Genomic DNA, 25434 nt, shown 5'->3' with positions numbered 1-25434 from the left:
CCATCCCTATGGGGCGGGGCTGGGGCACCTAGAAATTCGGGTGAGCTAGGGGGGCGGTGGCACCCACCGGCATTCGCCCTTCGACGTAGTCAGCCAAGAGGATGCGCGCGGGCGTCCATCGGGCTAGCCTTGCACCACGCGACTTCGTCTGGTCGTGCAGGAGCTTTCATGAAAGCAGTTTTCGGATGGATGGCGGCGGCCCGGGCCGCGCGGCTGCCGATGCGGGCCTGCCGCCTCGTCATGCTCGCCGCGGTGCCGCTGGCGCTGGGCGCCTGCGCGGCGTTCGACGGCTACCCGCAGCGGGTGACCGACCCGGAAGCAGACTTGAAGAAGCTCGAGGCCGTCATCGACGTGGAGGCGATGAAGACCTGCCTGAAGACGCCGAGCGAGGCGTGCCGCAGCGAGCTCGTCAGTGCCCGCATGTACGCGATCGACATCCGCTTCTCGCAGTTCGAGGAGACGCTGTTTCGCGACACGCGCAAGGCCGGCTTCAGCGCCACGCTCGCCACGCTGGGCCTGAACAGCGCGGCGGCCGTGTCCAGCGGCGGTGCTGCGCAGGTGTTGTCGGGCCTGAGTGCCTTCATCATCGGTGGCCGCGAGGCCTACGACAAAGAGGTGCTGGCCGAGCGCACGCTGATCGCCATCCACACCGGCATGCGTGCGCGGCGCGCCGAGGTGGCGTTTCGCCTGCGCGCCGGGCTGGGCCAGAGCCTGGTCGAATACCCGGTCGGCATGGCGCTGTCGGACCTGAACGAGTACTACAACGCCGGCACCGTGCTGGGCGCGCTGGTGGGCATCACCGAAGCGGTGGGCGCCAAGGCCGAGAAAGCCGAGGCCAAGCTGACCGAACAGTTCAGCTTCCAGAAAGACGAGGCCGGCGACGCCTTCTTCATGGCGGTTTGCGCGGGCGACCCGAAGTGCCCGACGCCGAACATGGGCGTGTTCGACAAGGTCAAGCAGGACTGCTTCAAACCGGCCGGCGTGGCCCCCGGCACCCTGTTCACTGACCTGGTGCTGTCGCCCGAATTCGCCCGCGAGCGGGCACGGGTGGCGGTGTGCATGAAGTGGCTGAAGCCCAAGACGCCTTGAGGAGACACCATGACCATTCAACGAGTCATCACCGACATCCCCGCCGACCGGCTGCCCTTCGTGCGCGCCGTGATCAAGGCCGACGGTGGGCGCATCGTCAGCGAGCAGCCCGAGGCCGATGGCGAGTTCACCATCGTGGCCGAGTTCCCGGACCCGGTGGCCACGATGGTGGCGCCCATGCCCGCAGTGGCCGTGGCCGGGCTGGCCGCGGGGGCGGCTGTACCCGCCGCCGTGGCGGCGACACCGCCTCCCGTGCTGGCTGCGCATGCGCCGGCGGTGGCCGTGGCGGCCCCACCTGCAGCACCCGCCGCGGCCGCCCCGCCCGCTGCCCACGCACGCATGCTCGAGATTGCCCGCGCCGAGCTGGGTGTGGCCGAGGTGCCGGGGGCCGGCAACAACCCCCGCATCGAGGCCTTTCACGCCAGCACCAGCGGCGGCAAGGAGCCCGACTCGGTGCCGTGGTGCTCGTCGTTCGTCAACTTCTGCGTCGAGCAGGCGGGGCTGAAGGGCACCGACTCGAAGGCTGCGCGCTCATGGATGACCTGGGGCCGCGACGCGGACGACTTCTTCCCCGGCTGCATCGTGGTGCTCGAGCGCGGCGCGGCGCCGCAAGGTCACGTCGGCTTCTTCGTCGGCACCGAAAACGGCCGCATCCGGCTGCTGGGGGGCAATCAGGGCGACCGCGTCAGCATTGCGAGCTTCGACCCGCAGCTGGTGCTCGCGCGCCGCCAGGCGCCCTGAGCGGGCGCGCAGATGTCGCTCAGCGCAGCACTTCCAGCGCGCGGTCCATGCCGCCTTGCTCGATCGACAGCATCGCCTGCTCGCGCACGGCGGGCTTGGCGTGGAAGGCGATCGACAGGCCGGCGGCGGCCATCATCGGCAGGTCGTTCGCGCCGTCGCCCACGGCAATCGCCTGGGCCGGTGAAATGCCCATCAGCTCGCACACTTCGAGCAGCACGCGGCGCTTCTCGGCGCCGTCGACGATGTCGCCCCAGGGCCGGTCGACCATGCGGCCGGTGAGCGCGCCGTTGGCCACGTCCAGCACATTGGCGCGGGCAAAGTCGAGCTGCAGCCGCGCGCGCACCTTGTCGCTGAAGAAGGTGAAACCACCCGACACCAGCAGCGTCTTCAGCCCGGCCGCACGGCAGGCCAGCACGAAGGCCTCGACGCCGGGGTTGAGCTTCAGCCGCTGGGCATAGACATCGTGCAGCGCCTGCTCGCTGACACCGGCCAGCAGCGCCACGCGGCGGCGCAGGCTGTCCTTGTAGTCGGTGATCTCGCCGCGCATCGCGGCCTCGGTGATCGCGGCCACCTCGGCCTTGCGGCCCGCCGCGGCGGCAATCTCGTCGACGCACTCGATGTCGATCAGCGTCGAATCCATGTCGAACGCCACCAGCTTGAAATCGGCCAGCGCCAGCGGCGGCGTGATGCCGCGGGTGAAGAGTCCGGGGGCGAATTCGGTGGCGGTCATCGGCGAGTGGGGCAGGGCGAGGGCGAGTGGGGCGTGGGGCGCCTGGTGGCGGGCCCACGCTGCAGATCAGGCGGCAAAGTATCGCAGCACCGCGCCGCCGCAAGAGCCCGCCGCCTGGTCGGGTGGCGTCAGCAGAGGGTGCGCAACCCGGTATCCGACGTTGCCGGGGCCAGCGGCAGCCAGAGGGTCACCTCGGTACCCCGGCCGGACTCGCTGGCCAGGGTCAAGTTGCCGCCCAGCAGTTCCACGATTTCCTTGACGATGCTCATGCCCAGCCCGGTGCCGGGGATGTTGCCCGACGTGTCCGCCCGGAAGAAGCGTTCGCAGACGCGGGCGAGCTGGTCCTGCGTCATGCCGATGCCATGGTCTCGCACCACCAGGCCCACCCGCGACGCTTCTTCGTCGAGCTCCACGCCGATCGCCACCGGCCCGCCATCGGGCGAGTACTTGTAGGCGTTCGACAAGACGTTGCCCAAGGCCTGGCTGAACTTGCTGCGGTCGACCTTGGCAAGCAGAGGCTGGGCCGGCAAGTCGAGAGCCGGCGCGTCGCGCTCGTTGGGCGGCTTGAAGTCATGCACCACGTCGCGTACCAAGTCGCCCAGGTCGAGCGTCTCGATCACGAAGTCCTTGCCGCGCCGGGCTTCGATGCGTGCCAGGTCGAGCAGCTCATTGACGATGGAGATCATCAGCCCCGTCTGGCGATAGATCGTCGAGATGACTTCGGTCTGGCGCTCGGGCGAGAGCTTGCGGTGCATCATCAGCTCCGAGAAGCCGTAGATGCTGGCCATCGGCGTGCGCAGTTCGTGCGCCGCGGTGGACAAGAACTCGCTCTTCATCTGGTCGACTTCGGACTCGAGCGTCACGTCGCGCAGGTACAGCACTTGCGAGATCTTGCCAGCGTCGCCGGGCCTGAGTGCGACCTCGAGCGTGCGCTTGGTCGGGCGCTCGATCTCGATGAAGCGGCGCCGCTCTCGGCGTTGCGTGCCGTCGCGGTCCTCTGCGCGCAGCATGTCGAACGATGGAAACTGGGTTTGCTTGCCCAGGCAGTGCGCGCTGAGCTGGCGTGCGAATTCGTGCTCGTAAAGGGCGAGGACCTCGGAGGCGTCCAGGCCCGTCAGGCGCGTGAACGCCGGGCTGACGTAGCTCACCGCCAGCCGGTCGTCGAACGAGACGAAACCGTCCGGGCTCAGCGCGAAGATAGCGCTGAGCTGTTCGCTGTGCTCCTGCATCCGTTGCACGAGTTGCGAAATCATCAGCGAGATCGCCTCGATGTCGTCAGAGCGTTCGCTGCGGCCGGTCGAGACCTGCGGGATCAGCCCTTCGAGCACGCCCCGCAGCGCTGTCAGCGCCGACCGCCGCGTGCGCTGCTCGTCCTGCAAGCGCAGGTCCAGCGCCTGCTGTTCCGACACGTCCCGGCAGGCCAGCACGTGGCCGCACAGCCGGCCTTGCGCATCGGTGATCGGCGACAGCGTAGTGTCGATGATGCGCGCGCGGCCGTCTTGTGCGGTGATCCGCTGGCGCTTTCCCCGCCACGGCGAATAGGTCCCCGGCCGTGGGAACAGCTCCGGGATGAGCTCGTGCAGCGGGTGCCCCAGCACCGCGTCGGGCAACGCGGCCAGTATCTCGCAGGCCGCCGGGTTGGCCAGCACCACACGCCCATTGGCGTCGAGCGTGAAGACGCCGTCGGCGATCGCGCCGAGCGTCACCGCTGCCTGCTCGCGCTGGCTGTGCAAGGTGGCGGCCACGCGGCTCAAGACCTCGAACGTTCTCTGGAACTCGATCGGCGCGTCCGACGCCAACAGCTCTTCAGCGCTGGGGTGACCCAGACTCATGTCTGCTTCGAAAGACTGCAGCCGGCCCAGGTTGCCAAGCCAGTGCTTCAGCGGCAGCCAGATCAGCAACAGGCCAGCCACCAGGCCGGCCGCGGCGAGGGCCAAGGCCGCGCGGGCCTGGCGCCACATGTCGCCGGCGATGTGGTCGGCCGCATAGCTCAGGCGCAGCACGCCATAGTCGCGCCCACCTACGACGATCGGCAGGTTGGCATCGTAGAGGTGGGTCGAGACACGCGCCAGCAGCCAGGCTGGCGGTGTGACCTCCGGTGGCTGTTTGCGCAAGGCGGTTACCGAGCCGCCCTTCAGGTCGATGAATGCGGCGAAGGCGAAGTCAGACCGGGCGATGGCCGATTCGAGCGTGCGCTTGATCGTGTCGTAGTCACCGATCACCGCGTTGTCGGAAATGGCCGGCGCCACGACGCTGATGAGCCCATCTGCCCGCTCCAGCGCGGCCTCGAGCTCGCGCGAGAACTGAAAACGGTAGAACAGAGCCAGTGCGCCGCCGACGAACAGCAGCAGCGCTGTCGTATACAGCGCGAACACCCGGCCGACCAGCGACTTGGGCAGCCCGCGCGAGAGCCAGCGTATGCCGATCAAGGGGCGGCCCCGGTCAACGCACCTGCAACGGCGCGGTTCGATAGAAATCGCGGTAGGCGCCGTACTCGCTGCCGTCCGACGGGACGAAGAAGGCTTCTGCCGTTAGCCCCACGAGCTTGGACGACTGTTCGAGAATCTCGCGCCCGGCGGGGTCGTTGTGCATGTCGAAAAAGGCCTTCGCCACGGCCCTCAGGTCTTTCTCGGGCACCTTGCCCGAGTGCATCAGCGCCAGGTCGTGCAGTGGCGCCGACGACCACAGCACGCGGTATTTCTTGTCCTCGCGGCGGGCATAACCCTCGACGAGTTGCGAATTGACGCCAGCGGCGACCACCTTGCCACTGAACATCTGCGCCAGCGCGCCATCGGTATTGCCGCCGAAGACCACCTTGGTGTCGATCTTGCGCGACAGCAACTGACCATAGGTGAACTTGTAGGACACCGTGGCTTCTGGGCCGGGGTACACCACCTCCTTGCCGGCCAGCCCGCTGAGATCGGTGATCGGCGAGTCGGCCGGGACGACGATCTGGCCTTGGACGGGCGGGGTTTGCCGCCGGCCGAACGCCTTCCAGCCCAGTTGCTCACGCTCGGGGCTGAACAAGTGGTTGCTGAACACGAAGTCGACTTCTCGCGCCAGCACGTAGCTGGTGGTGTCGGCAGAGGTGCGGCCGATCTTCAGTTGCAGCTTCACGCCGCTCTTGGCGCTGACGTGGTTGATGATCGGGTTCCAGTAGGCGGCCGTCAGCTGGATGCCGTATTGGTTGACCGGAGAGAACTGGTACACCGTGTCGGCTGCCGCCACGCAAGGGCTACCAACCAACGCGCCAAGCAGAAGCAGGCTGGCCGTGCGGCGGGTCGTGTTCGTCATGAAGAGGCCTCGGTGGATGAAAGGTTCGGTGCTGCGAGCAGGCGCTCGACGGTTTCGAGCAGCCGCTGCGGGCTGAAGGGTTTGACGATGTAGGCGTGCGCGCCGGCCTGGTTGCCGCTGCGCACATCGGCGGCCTGGCCGCGCGCCGAAATCAGAATGACCTTGGTGGATGCCAACTGCTCGTCGGCACGGATCTGGCGGCACACCGCCAGCCCGTCGATCGGCCCGGGCATCATCACGTCGAGCAAGACGAGATCGGGCTTCACCTGTTGCACCATGTGCAGGCCGGCACTGGCGCCGTTCGCTTCATGCAGCTCGGCCGCGGGTTCGAGCAGTTCGAGGGACCAACGAACCAGCCGGCGCAGGTCGGCCTGGTCGTCGATGATCAAGACGCGTTTCATCGTGGGGATTTCGGCGGTGCGGGCCCAGGCTTGAACCCAGATTGCGGCCAAGTGCGGCAAAACATCCGCACCATGGTCGGCTTGGCGTTGGTCGGCGCGCGACACGCAGCGGCGGCGGCTTGTTACAGCCGAAACGTGGCCACGGCGGCCGTCAATCGCCCGGCTTCGTCGCGCAGCCGCAGGGCCGCGGCACTGGCCTGGGTCACCAAGGCGGCGTTCTGCTGTGTGTCGCGGTCGAGTTCCGAGACCGAGCCGTTCACCTCGGAGATGCCCGTCTGCTGCTCGGCGGATGCCAGCCGAACATGGCCGATGAGCTCATTGGTGCGCTGAACGCCCTCGACGATCTGGCTCATGGTCTGGCCGGCCTCCTGCACCACCCGGTCGCCCGCCGCCACGTTCTGCACGCTTTCGGCGATCAGGGCACTGATCTCCTGGGCGGCCGTGGCGCTGCGCTGCGCCAGGCTGCGCACCTCGGCCGCCACCACGGCGAAGCCGCGTCCGTGGTCACCTGCGCGCGCCGCCTCGACGGCCGCATTCAACGCCAGCAGGTTCGTCTGGAACGAAATACCGTCGATGACGCCGGTGATCTCGGCGATCCGGCGGCTGGAGGCCTGGATCTGCGCCATCGTCTGCACGGTGCGTTGCACCGATTCGCCGCCGCGAACCGCCACGCCGCTGGTCTGTGCGACCAGCTCGCTGGCCTGGCGAGCGCTTTCTGCGCTCTGGGTGACGCTGCCGGTCATCTGCTCCATCGCCGCCGCCGACTGCTGCAGGTTGCCGCTCTGGCGTTCGATGCGTTGGCACATGTCGGTGCTGCTTTGCGCAATCTCCTGGCTCGCCAGCGACACGATACTGGCGCTGCCACGGATCTGGTCGACAGCCGCATGCAGGTCGTCGCGAACCTTCAACATGCCGTCGGCCACGCTCTGCTGGCCGGTGGTGACGCTGCGGTCGTGGCCTGCCAACTCGGCCACCAGGTTGCCCGACGCCATCTGCAACGCGAACTGCTTCAAGGCGCCCGGCTCGGCGCCCAACTGGCGCCAGATGTGCCGCGCAAGAAACTCGCTCGCACCGATCAGCAGGGCCAGCAACGCCAGCATGCCGCCACCCAGCCACACCATGTGTTGCGACGAAGCCGACAGCTCTCGCTTTTCGAGGATGTTGGCGTCGTCGGCGATTTCGTCGCTCAGCTGGTCCAGCAGCTTTTCCAGGGCCTTGAAATCGGCGACGAAAGCCGCGTCTGCGTCCGCTTGCACCGAGCCGTCCAGCGCCTGCCGGACGAGGTTGTTCGCGCTCTGGCGGTAGCGGGTGAGCACCGGCATGGCGCGGTCGATGGCCGTCTGAACGTCCTCATCGTGAGGGGTGCCCTGCAATCGCTCGAGCGCCTTGTCGATCGCGCCGCTGGTCTCGGCAAGCTCGCCGAGGATCGCGTTCTTGGTGGCCTCGTCGCTGTCGGCGCCGCGAACCCGTGATTCATAGACCAGGCCACGCAGCGTGTCGTGAAACATGTCGAGGCGGCCGGCTGCACCGGTCAGCAACACGTTGGCCACCAACTCTTGCGAGGTCGTGTCGGCATCGGCCGATGTGCGCATCGCCAGCAGGCCAAGTGCGGCCAGCGCAACGGCTGAGCACAGGCTGGTCACCCGAAGGCCGGTGCGCACGCTGATTTGGCTGAAGGATCTGAACATCTGGAAGACCTCGATACTTTGAGAAAGTGAAGCTCGCGCCGAGCTCGATGCCGACACGCTGGTGAATGACTGCCGGGGGCAGTGCGTAGAGGTCTAGAAGCTCGACCAGTCGCCGTCTGCGGCGGTGGTTGCGGCCATCGGTGCCGACGCCGCCGCGGGCGCGCGGGCCGGCGCGCGACCCGTCGGCGTGGCGCCGCTTCTCGCCGGCGCGGTGCCTTCGATGTCGCGGAACACCTGAACCGCATCGACCAGCCGATGGGCCTGGTTGCGCAGGCTGTCCGCAGCCGCGGCAGATTGCTCGACCAGGGCGGCGTTCTGCTGGGTTGCCTGGTCCAGCTGGCTCACTGCCTGGCTCACCTGGCCGATGCCCGACGCCTGCTCGACCGTGGCCGAGCTCATTTCGCCGATCAGGTCGGTCACCCGCCTGACATTGGTCACGACATCGCCCATCGTGTGGCCGACCCGTTCCACCAGGCCTGCACCCACCTCGATGCGCTGCACCGAATCACCGATCAGTTGCTTGATCTGCTTGGCGGCCTCGGCGCTGCGCTGCGCCAGGCTGCGCACCTCGCCGGCCACCACGGCAAAGCCCCGCCCCATTTCGCCGGCACGGGCCGCTTCGACCGCGGCGTTGAGCGCCAGGATGTTGGTTTGAAAGGCAATACCGTCGATCACGCCGATGATGTCGCCGACCTTCTTCGAGCTGGCGGTGATGTCTTCCATCGTCCCCACCAGCTGGGTGACGGCTTCGCTGCCCTTCGAGGCTACCGTGCCGGCTGAAACCGCCAGCTGGTTGGCTTGCCGGGCCGACTCGGTGTTCTGCTGGACGGTCGAGTTCAACTGCTCCATCGATGCCGCCGTTTGCTGCAGGCTCGAGGCTGCTTCTTCAGTGCGCGAGCTGAGGTCGAGGTTGCCGCTGGCGATCTCGGACGTCGCGATCTGCAGGCCGCCGATCTGCTCACCGACATCGTCGATCAGCGATCTCAGGTTCAGCCCTGACTGGTTGATGGCGCGCAGGATCAGGCCCACTTCGTCGACACGGTCGAAGTGCACGCTGGCGTCCGGCTGGCCGGCCGAGACGGCCTGGGCCTGCGCCAGCACACGCTGCAACGGACGCGCCAGTTGCCGCTCGAGCCACGCGGCAACTGCGACGGCTCCGACCAGCGCCACGCCGATGGCGAACGGCAGGGCGGTGGCCGCCATGCCGCTGGCCACCACCGCGCCGGCCTGCGCCGCCGCCAGCGTGCCGATCGCAGCGCGCACGCGCCAGTGCGCCGGAGCCTTCTGCAGCAGCGAGCGCCAGGCCATCAGCCCGGTGTGGACGACCAGCCCGTGGTGGAACGTGCGGCTGCCGGCCCGGCCCTCGCGCAGGCTCTTGTAGAACGCCTCGGCGTGGCGAACCTCGTCGGAAGAAGGCTTGGTTCGCACCGACAGGTAACCGACCACCTGGCCATTGCGGCGCATCGGGGTTGCATTGGCGCGAACCCAGTAGTGGTCACCGTCCTTGCGGCGGTTCTTGACCAGTGCCGTCCACGACCGCCCGGTCTTCAGCGTTTGCCACATGTCGGCAAAGGCCTCGGACGGCATGTCCGGGTGGCGCACGATGTTGTGCGGCTGCCCAATCAGCTCGTCGAGCTGGAAGCCGCTGACCTTCACGAAGGCGGCGTTGGCGTAGACGATGCGGCCTTTCAGATCGGTGGTCGACAGCAAGGTCATGCCCTCGTCGATCGGGTAGTCGCGTTGGGTGACGGGCAGGTTCTTTCTCATGGGGGCTCCGGAAGGTGCGCGTGATGAAGCAGGCCGCGCGCTCGGCAGGGCGTGAAGAGGGGCGAAAGGGCTGAGGCGCGCTCAGGTGCGCCAGAAGGTGTCGTCGGCCAGCCAGCGCTGGATGTCGACGAGCATCAACATGCGACGGTCGTCGTCCGAGCCCAGCGTGGCCAGGCCGAGTACATGGCCAAGGTCCAAGGCGGCGCCAGCAAACTTGGGCGGCGGCTTGATGGTCTCGGCACCCAGCTGCAGCACATCGGACACGGCATCGACGACGACGCCGACAACGCGGTCATCGAGGTTCACGACGATCGTCACCGTGGTGGAGACGTAGCTCGGCTCGAGCGTGCCCAGCTTGATGCGCAGGTCGATGATCGGGATGATCGTGCCGCGCAGGCTGATCACGCCCTTCAGGAAGGCCGGTGCATTGGCGATGCGCGTGGGCTCGGTGTAGCCGCGGATCTCGCCGACATAACGCGTGTCCATGCCGTACTCTTCGCCGCCGAGCTGGAAGGCCAGGTACTGCGAGGCCAGCGAAACGAGCTTGTCTTCGGCTGGCGCGGTGACCGCGGCGATAGAGGGTGCTGCCACCGCAGGGCGGCTGACCAGGGCTTCAATGAACATATTCGGCCTTTCGTGCTTGCGGCGGTGGCTTGCGGGGGCCGACCGTCGGTGTCAAAGATTTGATGAAGAAATGATACATCTATCATTTCAAGATTCAAATCTATCAAGCTTGCCGAATCATTTCTATCGTGACGTGGTGCTCATCTTTGGCCGGCACCGGGGCCCGCGGCGCCAGCCAGCTCTCAGTTGGCAGCGGTGGCCAAGCGCTGCAACAGTGGTTGCAGGCGGCACCAGGCGCCTTGGGCGAGGTCGAAATCGCCGGCGGCGGCGCTGTCTTCCACGCTGGCCGCCAGGTCGCCCAAGGCCACGTGCCCGAGCGATCGCAGCACGGTCTTCAGATTGTGCGCCACCCGGCGCAGCGCCTGCACATCGCCGGCGTCGCACGCGGCGTCGCCGGCCTGCGCGTCGAGCCCGAACTGCTGCAGGCAGCTTTGGCGGAAGCTGCGGTAGAGCTCGGCGTCGCCCTCGAAATGCCGCGCAATGGCTTGTGCTTCGTCGACCACGTCCAGCGACAGGGTGCTGGCCTCGACGGCAGCGGCGGCTGATGCAGGCCCGTCGTCGGCAAAAGGTGCGAGCGCCTCTTCGACACAACGCTCCAGCTCTTTCAGGCCGATGGGCTTCGACAGTGCGCGCCACACGCCCAAGCTGCTCATGCGTTGGTGTATCTCGGGCGTCAAGCCGGCGCTGAGCACCACGACGCGGGCATCGCCACGCAAGCGCGCATCGGCCGACAGTTGTTCCAGGAACGAAAAGCCCGACTCGCCTGCCAGCATCAGATCGGTCAGCACCAGGCGGGCCGGCGCCTGCCGAAGCGCGTTCAGGGCTTCGGAGACGTGCGAGCAGGCCACGAATTCGATCGCCATGCCTTCGAGCGCCAGCTGGGCATAGCGGCGCAACGAGGCGTCGTCCTCCAACAGGATCACGCGGGGCAGGGCGCCGGGCGAGGTCACGGGGCTGCCTGGGAATGGGCGCCGATGCGCGCCAGGCAGGCCGCGAACAAGGGCGGCAACTCGGCGACCAGCCGAGACTTGTGCACCACCGGCAGGCCGTCCAGCGCGTAGGCAAAGGGCGCCCGCTGGCTCTCGTCCAGCGAGGTCACGACGATCAGCTGGCTGCCGCTGAACTGGGGCGACGAGCGCAGGCTGGTCACCAGCGCCGCGCCGTCGATCCCCGGCAGCAGGATGTCGACCAGCAGCACGTCCGGCTCCAGCCGGCCCACCATCGCCAGGCCGGTGATGCCGTCGCTGGCCACGTGCAGGTCGACCTGCGGAAACCGCTGGCGAATCAGCAGCGACACGAGGTTCTGGAAGTGCACCGAATCCTCGATCAGCAACGCCCGCGGCCTGGCTACCGCTGCAGGCGCCTGGGGTGAGTGGGGCGCCGGCAAAGCCGCTGCTTCGCGGCGGTGGCCGGCGCCGCCGCGCAGGGCCAATGCCCGCTCCACCGACGCACGCGAGATCCGGCGGTGGCCGCCCGGGGTCTTCCAGCCTTCGAGTTCGCCGCGGTCCACCATCAATTGCACCGATCGCACCGCCATGCCGAGCAGCTTGGCCACTTGCACGGTGGTGAAGTCGTCATCCGGCTCCAGCTCGGGTCGATTTGCGTGATCCATGCCCAAATCTAACACTTTTGTCGAATCAAGCAAAATTGATAGCAATGATATTTGATACATTCGCGCTGTTCGTATCAAGAAGGCGCCGCCATGGGCAAGAACATCCTGATCGTTGAAGACCACGCCGACATCCGCCGGCTCATCCGCATGACGCTGGAAATGGAAGACCACCAGCTGCGCGAGGTCAGCCGCGCAGAGCAGGCGATCGCCGAAGTGGCGAAGCAGCCGCCCGACCTGGTGCTGCTGGACGTTTGCATCCCCGGCGGCATGAACGGGGTGCAGTTGTGCCGCCGCTGGCGCCAGAACCGCTGGTTGGACGGCATGCGCATCGTGATGCTGACCGGCAGGAGCGCCAGCGAAGACCTGAACGCCGGCATCGACGCCGGTGCCGACGCGTACATGCTCAAGCCGTTCAGCCCGATGCAGTTGATTCAGACCATCGAATCTCAGATCGTCGCGCCGAGGGGTATTGCATGAGCCGCTTCATGACATTCAACGAAGACGTGGCCCGATTCGAGCCTGAGGCCGCCGCGCAGATGGAGCGCTTGCTGTTCGATCTTCAGCAGGTCAACGCGGCGCGAAAGGCGGCGCTGCTCGAGGTGCAGCGGGCCCAGCACGACGCGCTGCTGCGCCTGGCCCGGGCGGCAGAGTACCGAGACGACGACACGGGGGTGCACATCGTTCGCCTCGGCATGCTGTCGCGCAAGCTCGCGCTTCGGCTCGGCCAGGACGCCGGCTATGCCGAGATGCTGAAGCTCGCCGCGCCCATGCACGACATCGGCAAGATCGGCATCCCTGATGCGGTGCTGAAGAAGCCCGGCCCGCTGACGGCGGACGAGCGCGAAATCATGAACCGGCACCCCGCCATCGGCGCCGAGATCCTGGGCCGCTCGGAAAGCCCCGTGTTCCTGCTGGCGGCCGAGGTTGCCATGACCCACCACGAGCGCTTCGACGGGCGAGGCTACCCGCACGGGCTGTGCGGCCAAGCCATCCCCTTGTCTGGGCGGATCGTGGGGGTGGTCGACTTCTTCGACGCGCTGACGATGGACCGGGTCTACCGGCCGGCGTTCAGCGACGAGGTGGCGCTGGAGATGCTGCTGGCCCAAAGCGGCAAGGCCTTCGACCCCTGGATCGTCCGTACATTCTTCGAGCACGTCCGTGAGTTCACCGCGTGCCGAGATGCCTTGAACCAGCAACGGCCCGATTTGCAGGCCTTGCTGGCCTGACGGCGTCTTTCGATCAACGCAGCCGCCCGATCCACCCAGCCGCCACGTCGAGCAGCCCTTGCAGCACCTCAGCATCTTTGCGGCCGCTGCGCGCCGGCACGTGGAACGAGTGGTCGGCGTCCGGCACAAGTTCCAGCGTGGCGCGCGGGCCCAGCTCCTTCGTCACACCGGTGATCAGCGCCACCTCGGCCAGCTCGTCGCGCGTGCCCTGCAAGAACAGCATCGGGCAGCCGACCTGCGCCAAGTGCGCCGCCCGCTCGACTGCGGGCTTGCCGGCGGTGTGCAGCGGAAAGCCGAAGAACACCAGGCCGCGCACGCCGGGCAGAGGTGACGCCGCCTGCGCCTGCGAGGTCATCCGCCCGCCGAAGGACTTGCCACCCGCCACCAGCGGCAGGCCAGGGCAGCGCTGCGCCGCCTCGGCCACCGCTGCGCGCACCGCCGCATGCGCCACCGCCGGCGTGTCCGGCCGCTTCGAGCCACGCTCCATGTACGGGAACTGGTAGCGCAGCGTCGCGATGCCGCGCTCGGCGAACCCGGCTGCGACCGCAGCCATGAACGAGTGCGCCATGCCGGCGCCGGCGCCGTGGGCGAACACGTAGCAGGCGCGGGCGTCTGCCGGGGCTTGCAGCAGCGCCGACACGGTGGTCGCGGCGTCGACGGTCAATGCCAAAGGCTGGGTGTCGGTCGTCATCGGGTGATCGCTCCTCCATCACGGGGCAGCATCTTGCGCGCTGCCGTCAACGTCTGCTTGCAGCCCCAGTAGTCGGCCCACGGGTCGTCTTTGGCGAAGCTGAGGTGTTCGCGGGCGTTGGCGATGGTCCATTGGGCGCTGCTCTTGAGGCTGTGCAACTGATCCCAGCTGATCGGCATCGAGACACCCAGCCCCGGCCGTGAACGCGCCGAGAAGGCGGCGGCGGTCGTGGCGGCGTGGCCGTTGCGCAGGTAGTCGACAAAGACCTTGCCGATGCGGTTCTTGGGCCCCGGCACGGCGACGAACTTCTGCGGGATGGTGCGGGCCATGTGCTCGACCACCGCTTTCGAAAACGCCTTGACCTCGGTGTAGCCCAGCCGAGGCGACAGCGGCACCACCACGTGCAGGCCCTTGCCGCCCGATGTCTTCAGCCAGCACTGCAAGCCCAGCGCATCGAGCATGGCGTGCATCAGCTGCGCCGCTTCTTGCACCTCTTTCCAGCTCACGCCGTCGCCGGGGTCGAGGTCGAAGACGATGCGGTCGGGCTTGTCGATCGCCTGGGTCGTCGAGTTCCAGGTGTGGAACTCGATCACGTTCATCTGCGCCGCGGCGACGAGCGCCTTCACGTTGTCCACCGCCAGCAGCGCGCCGTGGCCGGGCCACAGGCTCGGGGCGAGCGCGCGCACGCCGGGCATCTTGCTCTCGGGGTGCTTCTGAAAAAACAGCTCGCCGGTGATGCCGTCTGGCGCGCGCACCAGCGACACCGGCCGGTTCTTCAGGTGCGGCAACAGCCAGTCGGCCACGCTCTCGTAGTAGCGCACCACGTCGATCTTGCGCAGGCCGGTGGAGGGGTCGATCACCCGCTCGGGGTTGGTCACCTGGATGTCGGTGGCCGGCTTCTTTGACGTGGGGGCGGCCACTGCGTCCGGCTCGCGCGCCACCTCGGCTGCGGCCTTGTCGGTGCGCAGGCCTTTGTAGATCGAGTGGCGCACGCGGCCCTCGGGTGTCCACTCGCCGAACTGCACCTCGACCACCAGCTCGGGCCGCACCCAGCGCTCGCCCCCGGCGGTGCGGCGGCCCCAGCGGCCGGGCTTCACGTCGGCGGCGTCGACCGGTGGTTTGTCGATCTCGATCTTTTGCAGCCGCGCGTGCAGGTCGCTGCCGGTGCGGTGGTCCCAGCCGGTGCCCACGTTGCCGGCGTAGTGCAGCACGCCGCCTTCAAAGTAACCCAGCAGCAGGCTGCCCACCTCGCCCGGCGCGTTGGCCCGGTCGTTGAAGCCGATCACGACGAACTCTTGCCGGCGCGAGCCCTTGAGCTTGAGCCAGCTGTCGGTGCGCGCCGAGACATAAGGCGCGTCCACCCGCTTGGCGACGATGCCCTCCAGCCGCATCGCGCGCGCGGCCTCCAGCATCTGCGCCGCGGGCACGTCGAAATCCTGGCTGAAGCGGATGCGCTCGGGCGCGCCCGGCCCGATCAGCCCGCGCAAGGCGGCGCGCCGCGCGGCCCAGGGCACGGCGCGCAGGTCCATGCCGCCGAGGTAGGGCACGTCGAACACAAAGTAGACGATCTCGTCATTGCGGCCCGCGTCGATGGCGTTTTGCAGCGCGTTGAACTCGGGCGCGCCGTGCGCATCGAGCACCACGATCTCGCCATCGAGCCAGGCCTCGCCGATGCCCAGCTGCTCGATGGCCGCGGCGAGCGTGGGCATCTTGCGTGTCCAGTCGTGGCCGTTGCGGGTGAACAGGCGGGCTTGGCCGTTTTCAATGCGCGTCAGCAGGCGGTAGCCGTCCCACTTGGGCTCGAGCGCCCAGCGGCCGGGCGGCAGCGAGCTGGCGGCGGTGGCCAATTGAGGCGCCAGCGCGGCCGGCAGCTTGGCCTTACGCGCCAGCGACAGGTCGCTCGCCACCGCGGCACCGGCCGCCGCGCCGACCGGCGTTGATTCGAGCCCGCGCGGCTCACGCTCTTCCACCAGCCCCAGCGGCTTGGCGATCACGCTGTCGGGCAGGGCGGCGATCACGTCGTACTCTGTCGTCGGCCGGGCCCACGCGTCGCGCTTCTTGAACAGCATCCACGGGTCTTGCTTGTCGCCCGGCTTGGCGATGCGAACCAGCTCCCACCGGCCGGCGAGTTTTTCGCCGTGCAGGTCGAACACCAGCTTGCCCGCGGCCATGCCGGCGCGCGGGTCGCCCACGGGCGACCAGGTGCCGCGGTCCCACACGATCACTTTGCCGGCGCCGTATTGCTTGGGCGGAATGGTGCCTTCGAAGCTGCCGTAGGTGACGGGGTGGTCCTCCACATGCGCCGCCATGCGCTTTTCTTTCGGGTCGAAGCTGGGGCCACGCGGCACGGCCCAGCTCAGCAGCACGCCGTCCAGCTCGAGCCGAAAGTCGTAGTGCAGGCGGCTGGCCCAGTGCTTCTGGATCACGTAAGACAAGCCTGCCGTGGGCTCGCTGCGCGCCACGCGGTCGGCCGGCGGCTCGGGCGTGAGGTGGAACTGGCGCTTGGCGCCGTAGCGGCTCAGCGGGTCGGCGGCGGGCTGGTTGACGGCGTTGGCGACGCCTTTTGCGGCAGGCTTGGCCGTGGCCGCACGGCGGGCCACCCCGGGCGCCTTCGCCTCGCTTCGGGCTGGGGCCCGGGTGGCGCGCGACGCTGGGGTGGGGGCTTTCACGTTTCGTCTAAGGCTCGGTGGTCACGGCGCAGAGATCACGACTCAGTATTGGCCGCCAGCTGCAGCCGGCGGTAGGCGCTGTAGTGGCGCAGCGCGCCCTGGCGGTCGCCCATCTGTTCGTACAGCTTGGCGGCGTTGTGGTGCGCGTCCACGAAATCTGGTGCCAGCTTCAGGCAAGCTTCGTACCGGGCCAGCGCCTCGCGCCGGCGGTGCAGGTCTTCCAGCGCGATGGCGGCGTTGAAATGAAGCAGCGGCTCGTCCGGCTTCTGGCGAATGGCCCGCTCCAGCACCTCGATCGCTTCTTTGCAGCGGCCCGCCTCGCACAACATGGCGCCCAGGTTCACCGCGGCGTACACGTGGTCCGGCTCCAGCGCCAGGGCCTGGCGATAGGCCTCTTCGGCCGACGGGGGATCTGCGCTTTCGAGCTGCTCGGCATGGCGGTACCACTCTTGCGCCGTGTGTTCGGGTGAGGGCGGCGCGGGGGGCGCTGCGGCGGCCTGGTGCAAGCTTTCGCGCGACAAGAAGGCCACGCTGCCTTGCTGGCCCGTGGCCGGCGTGACCTCGAAGTCCATCAACAACTGGCCCGACTCGGCCCCCCATTGAGCATCGCCCTCTTTCACCGCCACCTGGTTGCCCACGGCCTTGATGCGCAGGCCGCTAAGCGGCAGCTCGGCCGGCAGCCGATCGCGCAGCGACTTGAGCGAGCTCAGCAGCCGCTTGGGCGGGATGTTGGCGGCGCGCAGGTGGTGCGCGGTGCGCAGCAGCACCACGTCTTGAAATGAGAAGCGCAGCTCGTTGCGCGGGCCGCGCGCGGGCGTCACGAAGCCGGCGTTGACCAGGCCCGTGACCACGCTGCGGCTCAGGCCGAGCATCTCTTCGATGTGGCGCAGCGTGTAGGGCGTGTCGACAGCAGGCGTTTGTTCGCTCACGGGCGCTCGTTCACTTGCGTGCACGGGTGCGCGCAGGCGCGGCGGCAACTTCTTCCAGCAGCTTCGGCGCGCGCTTCACCGGCTTGCGCTCTTTCAGCGCACCGGCGGGGATGGCCTCAACCGCCGCCTTGGCCGGCTTCTCGGCCTTGCCATTGCCGGCCTTGGCCGGCGCGGCGGCAGCCTTGCCGGCCTTCTGGCCGATGCTGGCCCGCAGCGCCTCCATCAGGTCGATCACCTGGCCGCTGCTTGGCTCTTCACTGCGGGCCGAAGCCACCACCTGCTTGCCGGCGATCTTGGCGTCGATGGCGGCCAGCACGCGGCCCTTTTCTTCGTCCTTGAACTCGGTCGGGTCGTACTCGTCACGCGAGATCTGGTCGATCAACTGCAGCGCCAGCTTCAACTCAGCAGGCGACACATCGGCCGGCTCGATGTCCAGGTCTTTCAGTGAGCGTACCTCGTCGGCATACAGCAGTTGCTGCAACACCAGGCCGTCTTCGACCGCACGCACCTGCACCACGTATTGCTTGCCCTTGCTCGTCCAGCGCGCCAGCGCACAACGCCCGCTCTCGCGCATGGCCGCGCCCAGCAGCGCGTAAGGCTTGCCGCCGCGCTTGTCTGGCGCCAGGAAATAGGCGCGGTCGTAATAGATCGGGTCCACCGACGCCTCGGGCACAAAGGCCACGATCTCGATCACATGGCTCGCCGCCTCGTCCAACGCCTTCAGCTCATCGGGCGTGAAGAGTACGAACCGATCCTTCTCGAACTCGTAGCCCTTCACCATCTCGGCCCGCTCGACCACCTTGCCGGTGGATTCGGACACGTACTGCTGCTTCACCCGCGACCCATCCTTGGCCAGCATCTTGAAGCTCACGGCACTCGACGACTCGGTCGCCGAATACAGCTTCACCGGGACGTTGACCAGGCCGAAGCTGAGGGTCAAGGATGCGATGGAACGGGCTGCCATGGGGGCTCCTGAACCGCAAGGGGGTAGGGCGGGGAATGGAGCATAAAGCGTTCCGAGCGGTCGTGGAAGCGTAACTCCTTACTTTCGATATCCAGCTGCGCGCGCCCAGAACGCTAAGGTTGACCGGCGGTTTGAGCAGTGTGCCCAATCGCCTCGGCTGGCTTTTGAAGTTCTTGTAATGCCTGCACGAAAACGACGGGAATCAAGTCGCCGCCGGTTAAGTCAATCATTACCTCTTCCGCAACTAGGTGAGCAAGATCCTTCCTGCCCGGACCACGAACGAATTTCCTCAATGCTTCCGTCTTTTCCACAAACGTTTCGCTGAGAACGTGCCCATTCATGCTGACAACGCGCTTGTCGGATAAAACTTCCAGGCCGCCGATATACTTGACACGGTGATCCCTCGCGTTGTCGGCTCCCAGCAATCGTTTGATAAACCAGTCTGCTGCAGTCTGCGGGACGCCATCAATTGTTAACCACTTGTTGATCCCCCCGTCGCAACCACTGATCTCCTGTGCGGACAGGCCGCTGCAGCTGCCACATTTGGTGGCAACGAAAATTGCAGTCGCGAGAGGATCAATGAAAATGTTCTCCTTTGTATAGTAGACGCCTTCGCCCATAACAACAACGGATGCTGCGGATTTGTTTTTTGCATCCCAGTCTACTAATCCTCTGATTGATCGATTGCCGAGCTCGGCTAGGCTATTAACGGTTGAATAAACTTGGTCGCAGTTGCCGCTCCCATTAAGAATGGTTAGGAACTTGCCGGCTTGCGCTTTTGCTTGCTCACCAAAGACCGTTGTCAGAGCCTGTTCAACATATAGGGGAGGCATTTTGGGGCCGCTTGGCACAAATTCGATGGATATTTTTTCGTCAAGTAGGTTTTCTTTTCGCTTCAGGCAGGCGTAGAGTATTTGGTAAGTCGCCGCGTCGAAATGGCTTTCGACGAAAACTTGTCTACGATTTTCCGGGTCGATAGCAATTTGGGTGACGCCGTCCAAAAGGGCGCCCACTGCTGCATCGTTGCTAATTTTTGTTAGGCGGTCTCCCTGCAGCAAGATGATGCTGTCGCGAGGGGCAAGTGCTGCCGTCGTGGGCGAATGGGTCGAGAAAATAATCTTAGCGCCGCAGGACTGAGTGATCATTTCGAAGGCCGAGTACATCTGAGTCACCATCTTCGGATGCAAATAGGCGTCCGGTTCATCAAGTAGAAGAAGCTTGCCTCCTAAATGCTGCGAAGCAGATGGGAGCTGTGCCCTAAATAATGAAACTGCGATTGTAAGTAACACCTGCTCTCCGGTCGAGAGTTGGCTGATGTCTAGCATGAGGTCATTTTCTGCCACCAATTTGGCACTAAATCCAGCATATTCGATATTGCCGGATTCTACCTTTAAGCTATATTTCCCTTGAAATACCTTATGAAGCAGTGCGTCAAACAGTTCCCAAGGCGGAGGGCCGAATCGTTCAACGAACGTTGTGTCATCGAGGCATTCTGTCTTGACTCTCTTTTGGGTCGCCAGAAATTGGTAGTATTGGTTCTTTTCTCTTCGCTTCGCGTACTCATCAAAAATCTCCACTATCCCTTGCCCCTGGAAGGGATCTTTAGTGGGCGTTGGAGATTTGAAGTGCAGCATGAATTCAACATCGGTAAGTTCGTGAGGATTCTTTCCCACTGCCGTTGCGATCTCCTGAACTAAATCGTAAAGGTGATCCATGCGAAGGCCGTCGCCTGGGAAGTATTTTGGATCGTATGCGGCTTGTCGCGCACGGTTGAAGTGAGCTCGATATCGTCTGTACGATTCCAGGGACTCTTCCGCGAGTCTAGTGGTTCTTATGGATAATGGTAGCTGTGGCTTAAAGGTCGTAAAATCAAAATACTTAATATCTTCTGTTTCTAATAGGTTTTGACCTGTGTCGCGAGTAATGATGGCGCCTGACGCAACCGCCTCGAAAAATCTGGTCTTCCCGCAGCCATTTGGACCAGTCAGTAGTGAGATCGAGCCATTGATTTCTGGTCCAGCCACGATGGACAAGCCCTTGTGCGGGCGCTTTTGAATGAAATTCACTGTTGAACCCCCTTAGCGAGAAATACATGTTTAGTGGGCCGCATGTCCGCAGGTATCAACATTCACGCTAACCCTGCTTGACGTTTCTAGGACTCAAACGGGTCGAGTCGCCGCATAGAGCTCGGTACGCCAGCGTTCGCGCAGCGTGGATCACGCGTACCGAAGGCACGTTGGCGAGGGTCATTGGCGAGGGTCAGGTCTTGCGTTGCATAGCTTTCTCGCTCGATGCCGTTCGCCTTGGACCCAACTCCAGCTTGCCGCAGAATCAACAGACTTCTGCTCCGAGGTAGTTCAGCAGGAAGAACGCCCGGCTGCTAACCGGGAAGGCGCTGGTTCGAAGCCAGCCCTCGGACCCCTATCGAGCCTATGCATCACGACGAAGAAGATCCGCCTCGCTCGCCGCAGATTTCCATCGGATACCCGGCTGGACAACTGGCGCGCGCGTTGGCTCGCGCAAACGAGAGCGGAGACCCACAGGCGCTGGAGCGAGTGCGGCGGTGGACGGATGCGCTGAACAACATCCTCAGCGGCCATGTTGTTCCGGGTCAGCGGCAGGCGGTGGGTAGCCTTCCCACCTGGGTGACGCTCGAAGTCGTGACGGGTGGCTTCGCGACTGGCCACGCGCTGTCGGCTGGGCCACTTCGAGCCCATGAGCGCCATCTCCTTGCCGAGCTTGGACTGGAGTCCGATCCGCTGCCGCGCTTGGCGTTGAACCGCTACTTCCTCTCTGATGAAGGGCTTCGCAGGCTGGGCGACGCGCTGACCTCCGGTCGCTACGAGGTGGAGGTGCCGGAGGAGGGCGCGCTGCTCGTTGTCGCATGGCTCGCTGATCAGGGGCATGCGGACCAAGGGCGCGAGTTGCTCGACGCCATCGCACCTCACATGGCGCAACTGCGCTTCTATCCCGTGTTGACTGATGTGCCGCGGAGCTTTGGCACCCAGGTTTGTCTGGAAACCGTTGGCGTGGTGGCCAATCGTCTAGAGCGGATTCCGCCCAACCGGCGGGTGCTGGCTCAGCGCGAAGCGGTCGGCGTGTGGACGCCGCTCTACGACCGCTTGGTGGCGCTCTTCTTGGAGACTGTCGTCGGCAAGCCGCCGGTAGCGAAGAAAGACGACTCGGGTCGGTGGCAGCGAGGCCCGAAGGGTCAGTTCGTCGTCGAAGGGGGCTGGCCATGCGCTCAGTACCCGGCAGGTTGGCGTGATCGCGGCACCGTGCTGATGGCCGAGCTGCGCACCGCTCGCAAGCAACACCAATCTTGTGGCAAGGCGTCTCGTTCGAACGAGACGCTTGCCATGCTGATAGACAGCCTCGACGCCGTTTTGAAGGATCCTGCCTCACTCACTGGACGGGAGGTCGGGCGGATCCGCCTGACGCTCGCGCGCTACGTCGCCTGCCGGGGGTTGCCTGGATCCGAGTTGGCGCGGGCGGTACGTGATCGACAGTTGCCTCACGCTACGGCGCCTACGTACCAAGAGATTGCTCGCCATGTGGGCCAGCGGCTGGCGAAGCTTGCCCAGAACGATGGGTTGGATGACCTGACGGAGTTGATCGCTCCCATACAGCCTGGGGAGGCTTTGGGCGAGCGCTTGGCGCAGGGCGCGCTTGTCCCAGCCGCCATCGCGCGCAAGTTGGAACGGTGTCTTCGCGATTCGGTCGAGGGCCTCGTCGAACGAGGGCTCATTCCGTCGGGCGAGGTGCTGGCTCAGGTTCTGCCGCAACTGACGTCTGGCTTGCGCGCCGCTGGGATCGAAGATCCCTCGCTGCGCGGGCTTTATGGATCGGTCTATCGGGCATTTCGCCGCCGGCGCTCTCTGCTGTTGCTGGACTTGCAGAAGCAGGTGCAGATCGAAGAGCTGCCATGGGTACAGACCATCGAGCGTTATCGCCGCCAAGATTTGCCAGCGGCGGAGCTTGCGCTGCAGGCGTTGGTCGAGACCTCTGCCTTGGCCTTGAAGGCCTTCCCTCAGGCGATCTTGCCCAACAAGCTGATTCAAGAGCTTGTTGCGCTGGCGCGCGGTGCAAACTTGTCAATTCCTCTGACTGAAGAGGTGGCCGCCGACATCTTCATGGGGCAGTTTTCGCGCAAATTCAGCGAGGCTGTTGGACTTGCCGCGAAGGTGCTCGGCGATTCAATCTACTCGCGCTACTACGCCATCGACTATGACCGCGTGCTGGCCGACCTCGCAGAGGCTATTGCCGCGCCCGAGCCAAGTGCTCGCCGGACAGGTGCGCGCGGGCCTGACGCCTTGGCTCGACTTTGCGCTACCCGTGCCGGAGTCAGCCTCGGAACGTACCGGCCAGCCGTGAATGGCCAAGTCATTGAGCAGCAGTTGATCCTGACTACCCACAACCTGGCAGCGCTGGCCTCGTTGCCTGGTGTTCGCGAGTCGCTGACAGGCCGATGGGACTCTTTGGCAAAGCACTGCTTTGCGTGGCTAGTTCAGCATCTACAGCTGCCCGAAGCTGGATACCACGTCGGACTGGTGCGAATCAAGAACGCCGCCTATGCATGGCGACAGATGGTGTTCTTCCTCTCGCAAGACGAACCCTCCGCGGGCGGCTTCTTGCGATGGGCGCGCGAGCACGTGATGGAACAGTCAGGCGACTTCGTCTTGCGCTTCGAGCCTGCATTGAGAGGGCTGGAGTTCGCGATCGAGGGAAGCGGTGGTCGCGGAGCAGTGCACCAAGTCTTCTTGGGCTGGACGAGCCAGAGGCACTGGCTGATGCTGCCGAAAACTGCCTAGCGAAACGATTCGTCCAGAGGCGCAAGGGGAGGGTCTTTCGGTGCAATACGCTGTGCTACGGTCAGCCTGCCGCTTCGTCGCCTTGCTCGACCCCCAGCTCATCGACCAGCAAGTCGATGAATCGCCTGACCCTGGGCTCCAACAGACGTTTGGTGGGGTAGATCGCGACAACCTTCACTTCGCCAAAATCATGATCCGCAAGGGCGTGTCGCAACCGCCCTGAGACCAGGTCTTGCTGGATCAGGAACGCGGGCAGGAATGCTAAACCAAGACCTGCGACCGCAGCCTGCCGAATGGCCTCACCACTGTCCAGCCTCAAGCGGCTGCGCCCCTCGGCTTTGACCCATTCGCCGACTTCGTTCTGCACATGCCAGCTCTGTCTGCGGGCCTGGCTGCTGAAGAGCAGGCAGTCGTGGGTTGCCAGATCGCTGACGGTGGCGGGTGTTCCGCGTTGGTCGAGGTAGGCCGGTGAGGCGCAGACCGAAACCTTGTAGCTCGCCACGACGCGCGACACCAGCCCGGCGTCCAGGTCGGCGCCGCCGATGCGCAGGGCCAGGTCGAATCCTTCTTCGACCAGGTCGGCCAGGCGATCGGTGAGGTTGACTTCGACCTGAACCTCCGGCCATGCATCGAGGTACTTCTTCAGCACCGGCAGCACCACGTGGCGGCCGAAGGCGTCGGGCAATGTGATCCGCAGGACACCTCTGGGCACGCCGCCAGGGCCGGCCACGCTCTCTTCGGCCGCATCAACCGCTTCGAGGATCCGCAGGCCGTGCTCGTAGAGCGTGCGCCCCTCGCCGGTCATGCTCAGGGCACGGGTCGTGCGGTTCAGCAGGCGTGAGCCGAGCCGCTCTTCCAGCCGGCTGATCGCCTTGCCGGCCGCCGACCGCGTCAAGCCCATGGCCTGACCGCCTGCGACGAAGCTTCCCCTGTCGACAACGGCCATGAATACGAGGATGTCGTTCAGGTGGGCGCGCAGCATGAAAGGGGCTTGCCGTTCGGCGAAAGGCTCTCGGGAGACGGGGGCCGACCGATGCTAGCAGCGCCAAGCGTGCCTCAGCCGCCAGAGGCAAGGGCACAGATCCAACGAAACGCCGTCGCCTGTGTGTAGACGCTGATTCGACAGTGGCCTGTCTACAGTGACTCGCATCGCCATCCACTGAAAGCCTTCATGCCTGTGACGCTCATGAACCCGGAAGGGCTCTTCAAACCCGAGGTGTACCGACAGGTGGCCATCGCGACGGGAACCAAGCAAGTGCACGTCGCCGGGCAGGTCGCCTATGGCCCGGACGGGAAGCTCGTCGGGCCGGGCGACCTGGCCGCCCAGGTCGCGCAGGCCTATCGCAACGTGGCCACAGCGCTGGCAGCGGCCGGCGCAACATTCAAGGACGTCGTTCGACTGACCCTCTACGTGGTCGACTGGCGGCTCGAGCTCATGCCAGCGCTCGTGGCAGGGCTCGAGCGTGTAGCGGACGAGCTGCAAACGGCGCCTGCGCCGGCTTCGCTGATCGGCGTGTCGGTCTTGTTCGAGCCGGGTGTCCTGGTCGAAGTCGAAGCCACTGCCGTGGTCGACTGACAAGGGCCGTCAGCGCCGTCGCCGCCATCCGCTTGGGGCCTGGGCTGGCTACGCGGCGAGAAACTGCTCGATCAAGCGGGCGTTTTCCGCCGAGACGTTGGTCAGCTCGAGGCCAACGCGAAACCCGTGGGTGGTGCTGCGCATCGCGTGCGTGACGCAGGCCTGCAGGCGAAGCATGTGGCCATGGCCGTCGACTGGCAGGGTGAGCACGACGAAGCACTCGGCCTTGGCGGACAAAGCCTCGTCGACCTCGACCGCCAGGCCCCGCACGCCGATGTCGATGGTGCGGGCCGTCATCTGCTTGCCGGCCACCACCATGCCGGCGCGCACGCTCAGCGGTTTGCGGATCCCTCTGCGCCGATCCAGCGCGTCCGCAATGGCCGCCTTGATCGCTTCACGCTTGTCATCTGTCATCGCTGCGCTCGTCCAAGTCGAATGTTCAATCGCCGCGCGGACAGTGTCCGCCGCCGCGACGCCTGGTTCTGAAGGGATCTGGTGTCACTTCTTCGGCCGGTCGACGCCGAACTTGAGCAGAAGATGCCCGCAGCCGATGCCGGCTGCCCCGGCAAGCCAAGACCCGCCGTCAACGAAGTCACGCGCCACCGGCCCCGGTGGGCCCCAA

22 protein-coding genes and 1 tRNA gene are annotated in these 25434 nt (G+C 65.8%); 7 read left to right on the top strand and 16 right to left on the bottom strand.

Translation table 11 applies throughout. The features are described from left to right. The first annotated feature begins 168 nt into the window (after positions 1–168). Both ACE3SG_RS08610 and ACE3SG_RS08605 read left to right on the top strand, forming a co-directional pair. On the top strand, positions 169–1089 hold the full coding sequence (locus tag ACE3SG_RS08610) for a hypothetical protein (protein WP_374564147.1): 921 nt from the start codon (positions 169–171) through the stop codon (positions 1087–1089). A gap of 9 nt (positions 1090–1098) precedes the next feature. After that, entirely contained in the window at positions 1099–1830 is a 732-nt protein-coding gene (locus ACE3SG_RS08605; protein ID WP_374564145.1) for a TIGR02594 family protein, read from the top strand. Between the two features lie 19 nt (positions 1831–1849). Here the strand turns inward: ACE3SG_RS08605 and serB are convergent, their stop codons facing one another. The 9 genes from serB to ACE3SG_RS08560 form a co-directional block, all read right to left on the bottom strand. Then, on the bottom strand, positions 1850–2560 hold the full coding sequence (gene serB, locus ACE3SG_RS08600; RefSeq protein WP_374564143.1) for a phosphoserine phosphatase SerB: 711 nt from the start codon (positions 2558–2560) through the stop codon (positions 1850–1852). A gap of 128 nt (positions 2561–2688) precedes the next feature. Next, a complete protein-coding gene (locus ACE3SG_RS08595; protein WP_374564141.1) occupies positions 2689–4989 on the bottom strand; it encodes an ATP-binding protein in 2301 nt (766 codons plus the stop codon). A 13-nt stretch (positions 4990–5002) separates the two neighbouring features. Next, positions 5003–5854: a phosphate/phosphite/phosphonate ABC transporter substrate-binding protein gene (locus tag ACE3SG_RS08590; protein WP_374564140.1), complete on the bottom strand. Its 852-nt coding sequence runs from the start codon at positions 5852–5854 to the stop codon at positions 5003–5005. Then, entirely contained in the window at positions 5851–6255 is a 405-nt protein-coding gene (locus tag ACE3SG_RS08585) for a response regulator transcription factor (RefSeq protein WP_374564138.1), read from the bottom strand. The genes ACE3SG_RS08590 and ACE3SG_RS08585 overlap by 4 nt, the downstream gene beginning before the upstream one ends. Before the next feature lie 122 nt (positions 6256–6377). After that, positions 6378–7943 (bottom strand): methyl-accepting chemotaxis protein, encoded by a 1566-nt coding sequence (locus ACE3SG_RS08580; RefSeq protein WP_374564136.1) that lies wholly within the window; start codon positions 7941–7943, stop codon positions 6378–6380. A gap of 93 nt (positions 7944–8036) precedes the next feature. After that, positions 8037–9710 (bottom strand): methyl-accepting chemotaxis protein, encoded by a 1674-nt coding sequence (locus ACE3SG_RS08575; RefSeq protein ID WP_374564134.1) that lies wholly within the window; start codon positions 9708–9710, stop codon positions 8037–8039. 81 nt (positions 9711–9791) lie between these two features. After that, on the bottom strand, positions 9792–10334 hold the full coding sequence (locus tag ACE3SG_RS08570; RefSeq protein WP_374564132.1) for a chemotaxis protein CheW: 543 nt from the start codon (positions 10332–10334) through the stop codon (positions 9792–9794). A gap of 182 nt (positions 10335–10516) precedes the next feature. Further along, entirely contained in the window at positions 10517–11284 is a 768-nt protein-coding gene (locus tag ACE3SG_RS08565; RefSeq protein WP_374564130.1) for a response regulator, read from the bottom strand. Beyond that, complete coding sequence (locus ACE3SG_RS08560; RefSeq protein ID WP_374564128.1) at positions 11281–11946, bottom strand: response regulator; 666 nt, start codon at positions 11944–11946, stop codon at positions 11281–11283. Before ACE3SG_RS08560 ends, ACE3SG_RS08565 begins: the two co-directional genes overlap by 4 nt. 90 nt (positions 11947–12036) lie before the next feature. On the opposite strand from ACE3SG_RS08560, the gene ACE3SG_RS08555 reads away from it, so the two are divergent. Continuing rightward, on the top strand, positions 12037–12423 hold the full coding sequence (locus tag ACE3SG_RS08555; protein ID WP_374564126.1) for a response regulator transcription factor: 387 nt from the start codon (positions 12037–12039) through the stop codon (positions 12421–12423). A gap of 8 nt (positions 12424–12431) precedes the next feature. Next, entirely contained in the window at positions 12432–13172 is a 741-nt protein-coding gene (locus ACE3SG_RS08550) for an HD-GYP domain-containing protein (protein WP_374564124.1), read from the top strand. A 13-nt stretch (positions 13173–13185) separates the two neighbouring features. Here ACE3SG_RS08550 and ACE3SG_RS08545 read toward each other — a convergent pair whose 3' ends face one another. The 5 genes from ACE3SG_RS08545 to ACE3SG_RS08525 all read right to left on the bottom strand — a co-directional run bounded on the left by ACE3SG_RS08545 (position 13186) and on the right by ACE3SG_RS08525 (position 20491). Beyond that, on the bottom strand, positions 13186–13863 hold the full coding sequence (locus ACE3SG_RS08545; RefSeq protein ID WP_374564123.1) for an alpha/beta family hydrolase: 678 nt from the start codon (positions 13861–13863) through the stop codon (positions 13186–13188). After that, positions 13860–16463 (bottom strand): DNA ligase D, encoded by a 2604-nt coding sequence (gene ligD, locus ACE3SG_RS08540; protein ID WP_374564121.1) that lies wholly within the window; start codon positions 16461–16463, stop codon positions 13860–13862. Before ligD ends, ACE3SG_RS08545 begins: the two co-directional genes overlap by 4 nt. Before the next feature lie 104 nt (positions 16464–16567). Beyond that, positions 16568–17461, bottom strand: a complete 894-nt coding sequence (locus ACE3SG_RS08535) for a tetratricopeptide repeat protein (RefSeq protein ID WP_374564119.1) — start codon at positions 17459–17461, stop codon at positions 16568–16570. 10 nt (positions 17462–17471) lie between these two features. Next, complete coding sequence (locus tag ACE3SG_RS08530) at positions 17472–18425, bottom strand: Ku protein (protein ID WP_374564117.1); 954 nt, start codon at positions 18423–18425, stop codon at positions 17472–17474. A 113-nt stretch (positions 18426–18538) separates the two neighbouring features. Then, positions 18539–20491 carry an AAA family ATPase gene (locus ACE3SG_RS08525; protein WP_374564116.1) on the bottom strand — a complete coding sequence of 651 codons (1953 nt, stop codon included), beginning with the start codon at positions 20489–20491 and terminating at the stop codon, positions 18539–18541. A gap of 280 nt (positions 20492–20771) precedes the next feature. Here ACE3SG_RS08525 and ACE3SG_RS08520 point away from each other — a divergent pair. Next, a tRNA-Ser gene (locus ACE3SG_RS08520) sits at positions 20772–20844 on the top strand. A gap of 13 nt (positions 20845–20857) precedes the next feature. Continuing rightward, positions 20858–23236 (top strand): hypothetical protein, encoded by a 2379-nt coding sequence (locus ACE3SG_RS08515; RefSeq protein ID WP_374564114.1) that lies wholly within the window; start codon positions 20858–20860, stop codon positions 23234–23236. Positions 23237–23297: 61 nt separating this feature from the next. On the opposite strand, the gene ACE3SG_RS08510 is transcribed toward ACE3SG_RS08515, so the two are convergent. Further along, a complete protein-coding gene (locus ACE3SG_RS08510) occupies positions 23298–24218 on the bottom strand; it encodes a LysR family transcriptional regulator (protein WP_374564112.1) in 921 nt (306 codons plus the stop codon). A gap of 189 nt (positions 24219–24407) precedes the next feature. Here ACE3SG_RS08510 and ACE3SG_RS08505 point away from each other — a divergent pair, with 189 nt between their 5' ends. Continuing rightward, the gene (locus ACE3SG_RS08505; RefSeq protein ID WP_374564111.1) at positions 24408–24812 is read left to right on the top strand and encodes a RidA family protein; all 405 of its coding nucleotides are present in this window, start codon (positions 24408–24410) and stop codon (positions 24810–24812) included. Positions 24813–24860: 48 nt separating this feature from the next. On the opposite strand, the gene ACE3SG_RS08500 is transcribed toward ACE3SG_RS08505, so the two are convergent. After that, positions 24861–25226 carry a PilZ domain-containing protein gene (locus ACE3SG_RS08500; RefSeq protein WP_374564109.1) on the bottom strand — a complete coding sequence of 122 codons (366 nt, stop codon included), beginning with the start codon at positions 25224–25226 and terminating at the stop codon, positions 24861–24863. Between the last annotated feature and the right edge of the window lie 208 nt (positions 25227–25434).

The sequence above is a fragment of the Ideonella sp. genome (assembly GCF_041914305.1).
In the GTDB taxonomy this organism is placed as follows: domain Bacteria; phylum Pseudomonadota; class Gammaproteobacteria; order Burkholderiales; family Burkholderiaceae_C; genus Ideonella.
Note: the sequence above shows the minus strand (reverse complement) of the source record. Positions and strands in the feature narration are given on the sequence as shown.

Bases quoted from the DNA above. Each gene is read 5' to 3' on its own strand.
- ACE3SG_RS08610 (WP_374564147.1), top strand. From the start codon at position 169: ATGAAAGCAGTTTTCGGATGGATGGCGGCGGCCCGGGCCGCGCGGCTG.
- ACE3SG_RS08605 (WP_374564145.1), top strand. From the start codon at position 1,099: ATGACCATTCAACGAGTCATCACCGACATCCCCGCCGACCGGCTGCCC.
- serB (WP_374564143.1), bottom strand. From the start codon at position 2,560: ATGACCGCCACCGAATTCGCCCCCGGACTCTTCACCCGCGGCATCACG.
- ACE3SG_RS08590 (WP_374564140.1), bottom strand. From the start codon at position 5,854: ATGACGAACACGACCCGCCGCACGGCCAGCCTGCTTCTGCTTGGCGCG.
- ACE3SG_RS08585 (WP_374564138.1), bottom strand. From the start codon at position 6,255: ATGAAACGCGTCTTGATCATCGACGACCAGGCCGACCTGCGCCGGCTG.
- ACE3SG_RS08580 (WP_374564136.1), bottom strand. From the start codon at position 7,943: ATGTTCAGATCCTTCAGCCAAATCAGCGTGCGCACCGGCCTTCGGGTG.
- ACE3SG_RS08575 (WP_374564134.1), bottom strand. From the start codon at position 9,710: ATGAGAAAGAACCTGCCCGTCACCCAACGCGACTACCCGATCGACGAG.
- ACE3SG_RS08570 (WP_374564132.1), bottom strand. From the start codon at position 10,334: ATGTTCATTGAAGCCCTGGTCAGCCGCCCTGCGGTGGCAGCACCCTCT.
- ACE3SG_RS08560 (WP_374564128.1), bottom strand. From the start codon at position 11,946: ATGGATCACGCAAATCGACCCGAGCTGGAGCCGGATGACGACTTCACC.
- ACE3SG_RS08555 (WP_374564126.1), top strand. From the start codon at position 12,037: ATGGGCAAGAACATCCTGATCGTTGAAGACCACGCCGACATCCGCCGG.
- ACE3SG_RS08550 (WP_374564124.1), top strand. From the start codon at position 12,432: ATGACATTCAACGAAGACGTGGCCCGATTCGAGCCTGAGGCCGCCGCG.
- ACE3SG_RS08545 (WP_374564123.1), bottom strand. From the start codon at position 13,863: ATGACGACCGACACCCAGCCTTTGGCATTGACCGTCGACGCCGCGACC.
- ACE3SG_RS08530 (WP_374564117.1), bottom strand. From the start codon at position 18,425: ATGGCAGCCCGTTCCATCGCATCCTTGACCCTCAGCTTCGGCCTGGTC.
- ACE3SG_RS08515 (WP_374564114.1), top strand. From the start codon at position 20,858: ATGCATCACGACGAAGAAGATCCGCCTCGCTCGCCGCAGATTTCCATC.
- ACE3SG_RS08510 (WP_374564112.1), bottom strand. From the start codon at position 24,218: ATGCTGCGCGCCCACCTGAACGACATCCTCGTATTCATGGCCGTTGTC.
- ACE3SG_RS08505 (WP_374564111.1), top strand. From the start codon at position 24,408: ATGCCTGTGACGCTCATGAACCCGGAAGGGCTCTTCAAACCCGAGGTG.
- ACE3SG_RS08500 (WP_374564109.1), bottom strand. From the start codon at position 25,226: ATGACAGATGACAAGCGTGAAGCGATCAAGGCGGCCATTGCGGACGCG.